Origin of the sequence: Escherichia sp. R1, from assembly GCF_003000935.1 — a bacterium.
Classification (GTDB): Bacteria; Pseudomonadota; Gammaproteobacteria; order Enterobacterales; family Enterobacteriaceae; genus Escherichia; species Escherichia coli.
Genome location: NZ_PSRU01000059.1, coordinates 1 through 2,793, shown reverse-complemented (window position 1 = coordinate 2,793; position 2,793 = coordinate 1). Strand labels below are relative to the sequence as shown.

The 2,793-nt window shown below is 53.8% G+C and carries 4 protein-coding genes; all 4 read left to right on the top strand.

What is annotated here, in order from left to right; genetic code table 11:
• Window position 1 precedes the first annotated feature (1 nt).
• Complete coding sequence (locus tag C4F37_RS26915; protein ID WP_001550966.1) at window positions 2–1,963, top strand: SASA family carbohydrate esterase; 1,962 nt, start codon at window positions 2–4, stop codon at window positions 1,961–1,963.
• A gap of 136 nt (window positions 1,964–2,099) precedes the next feature.
• A complete protein-coding gene (locus C4F37_RS26910) occupies window positions 2,100–2,282 on the top strand; it encodes a DUF1378 family protein (protein ID WP_023143432.1) in 183 nt (60 codons plus the stop codon).
• A gap of 37 nt (window positions 2,283–2,319) precedes the next feature.
• Window positions 2,320–2,565, top strand: a complete 246-nt coding sequence (locus tag C4F37_RS26905) for a DUF826 domain-containing protein (RefSeq protein WP_001538590.1) — start codon at window positions 2,320–2,322, stop codon at window positions 2,563–2,565.
• A gap of 76 nt (window positions 2,566–2,641) precedes the next feature.
• Window positions 2,642–2,793: phage holin (locus C4F37_RS26900; protein WP_001673212.1), on the top strand; the 152-nt coding region annotated here is incomplete at its 3' end.

Genomic DNA, 2,793 nt, shown 5'->3' with positions numbered 1-2,793 from the left:
CATGGCATTTAAACACTATGATGTTGTCAGGGCGGCATCGCCGTCAGACCTTGCGAAACGACTGACACAAAAACTGAAGGAGGGGTGGCAGCCATTTGGCAGTCCGGTGGCCATCACGCCTTATACCCTGATGCAGGCCATTGCGGCGGAAGGTGATGTCACCACACCTGTGGTGGTGAAGCCGTCGGATGGAGAAGGCGCAGTTATCAGCACCACCAGCAACCCGGAGTATTACTTTGTTGTTGCCCTGGCCGGGCAGTCAAACGGTATGGCGTATGGTGAAGGGCTTCCGCTGCCGGAGACATATGACCGTCCGGACCCGCGTATTAAACAGCTGGCGCGTCGCAGCACTGTCACGCCGGGTGGTGCGTTCTGTAACTACAATGACATTATTCCTGCGGACCACTGCCTGCATGATGTTCAGGATTTGAGTAAGTTTTCACACCCGAAAGCCAGCGCAGCTCAGTATGGATGCGTGGGGCAGGGATTACATATCGCGAAGAAATTGTTGCCGTTTATTCCGGCGAATGCCGGTATTCTTCTGGTTCCGTGCTGCCGTGGTGGTTCTGCATTTTTGGCGGGCGATGAAGGTACCTTCAGCGAATCCACCGGCGCAAGCGAGACCTCGGCACGCTGGGGTGTAGATAAGCCACTGTACAAGGACCTGCTTACCCGTACTCAGGCCGCACTGAAGGCCAACCCTAAAAATATTCTGCTTGCAGTGGTCTGGATGCAGGGCGAGTTTGATTTGAAACAGGGTGCATACGCCACCCAGCCGGGGCTGTTTGATTCCATGGTGGAAAAATATCGTTCTGACCTGTCGGAATTCGGAGGTCAGTGTCTCGGGGGCTCTCCGTCATCGGTTCCCTGGATTTGTGGCGACACGACCTACTACTGGAAGCAGACTTATTCTTCGCAATACGATGCGGTGTATGGTGCATACAAGACGAAATCCGCAAAAAAAATCTTCTTTGTGCCGTTTATGACGGATGAAAACGGGCGAAATGTGGGTACCAACGAGCCGTCAGAAGATCCGGATGTTGCGGATATTGGGTATTACGGAGCCGGTGGTCGAACGGACGCCAAAACCTGGACGACGGCCGACCGTAAAACGCATTTTGGATCATGGGCACGTCGTGGGATTATTTCCGACCGTCTGGCAACGGCGATTCTTGTGCATGCCGGGAGAAACGCTGAATTCATTACCGGAAAACAGCCTGATACGGTGAAGCCCACCGGACCTTCCGGTGAAGGTACGGAGAGAGAGCCGGAAGCCCCGGTCAGTAACCGAACCCTGATGAGTCTGCTGGCGTCCGGCGAAGACCTGGCATCACAGGGCTGGCGCTATTATCACAAACCGGCGAGCGGAGACAATGTTAACAAAAACATTGCTGAAGCGGTGGTCAGTGATGCGGGGGCTACGGGAGGTAAGGCCCTGCAACTGAATAAACCGGAAAACCACATCTGGTTTCTGGAGCATGATGCAGCCGGACAGGGAGTGGAGTTACTGAAGAAGGGGGGACGTGTGAGCGTACGGTTTAAGTTGCCGGGTTCACTGGTGCCGAATCAGTTTGCCCTGGGCATTTACTGGCAGTTGTCGTCCCTGCCGGAGGGAGTGACGCTGGCAGAGGAAGGCAACGACATGCTGATGTCCTTCTTTCTGCAGACGGATGCGACGAACCTGAACGCGATGCACCACAAGAAGCCGAATGCGAAGCTGGAAACGTTCGGGGTCTTTGATAACGGATGGCACACACTGGCTTTTGAGTTTGCCGGAAACAACAGCATTCAGGTGACGCCGGTACTGGATGAGAAACGGGGGACGCCGTTCACACTGGTGAAATCTCCGGCATCAGGGGCGGCGGACAAACTGCAACTGACAGGCATATCAAAGGCGGCGACATATACGCTGCTGATTGACAGTGTGAAGGTGGAAGTGAACAACGCGGACATCGCGGCATGATAAAAAAAGCCGCCAGCGGCAGGAATGGAAGCTGGCGGAGGTAATCCCAATGGAGAATGTAAAGAAAAGATGCTTTCGACATCAATCATTTCTAAATGAAAACAGTTCTCATTGTCAACCATAACGGTAAGAAATTATGACATTTATTCATCAGGTAATGCTGTACTTCTGTATGGCAGTCTGTGTTATGTATCTTCTTTCGGGTGGGTACAGGGCAGTGCGCGATTTCTGGCGCAGGCAGATTGATAAAAGGGCCGCTGAGAGAATCAGCGCCAGTCAGTCAGCCGGAAGCAAACCCGAAGATCCGCTCATTCCGTAGTCACTTTCTTGACAACACCTTTCAACGAGAAAATCCCATGTCAGAAATCACATCCCTGGTCACTGCTGAGGCAGTGAAGGAAGTCCTGCGCTCTGAAGAAGTCCTGAGCGCACTGAAACAGAAACTCCGCCAGAACCTTGAGTCGCGTCTTGATGCAGAAGTGGATGCCATTCTGGATGAGCTGCTGGGCGTACCAGCGGTTCCGGAGCCGGAAGGTATCGCGGGTGACGGGAGTGCTTCAGATGGCGGTGAACCCACACCTGACAGCGACATGATGATGTAAGCCTGCGCAAGGGACCATCGGTGTGTGCCGGTGGTCTTTATATTGTTGTGAGCTTCCGGATAACGGGAGACGGGGTATGTACCAGATGGAAAAAATCACAACAGGTGTGTCATACACCACGTCAGCGGTGGGAACGGGCTACTGGTTCCTGCAGTTGCTGGACAGGGTTTCCCCGTCTCAGTGGGCGGCAATAGGCGTGCTGGGGAGTCTGCTGTTTGGGCTGCTGAC

Bases quoted from the DNA above. Each gene is read 5' to 3' on its own strand.
- C4F37_RS26915 (WP_001550966.1), top strand. From the start codon at position 2: ATGGCATTTAAACACTATGATGTTGTCAGGGCGGCATCGCCGTCAGAC.
- C4F37_RS26910 (WP_023143432.1), top strand. From the start codon at position 2,100: ATGACATTTATTCATCAGGTAATGCTGTACTTCTGTATGGCAGTCTGT.
- C4F37_RS26905 (WP_001538590.1), top strand. From the start codon at position 2,320: ATGTCAGAAATCACATCCCTGGTCACTGCTGAGGCAGTGAAGGAAGTC.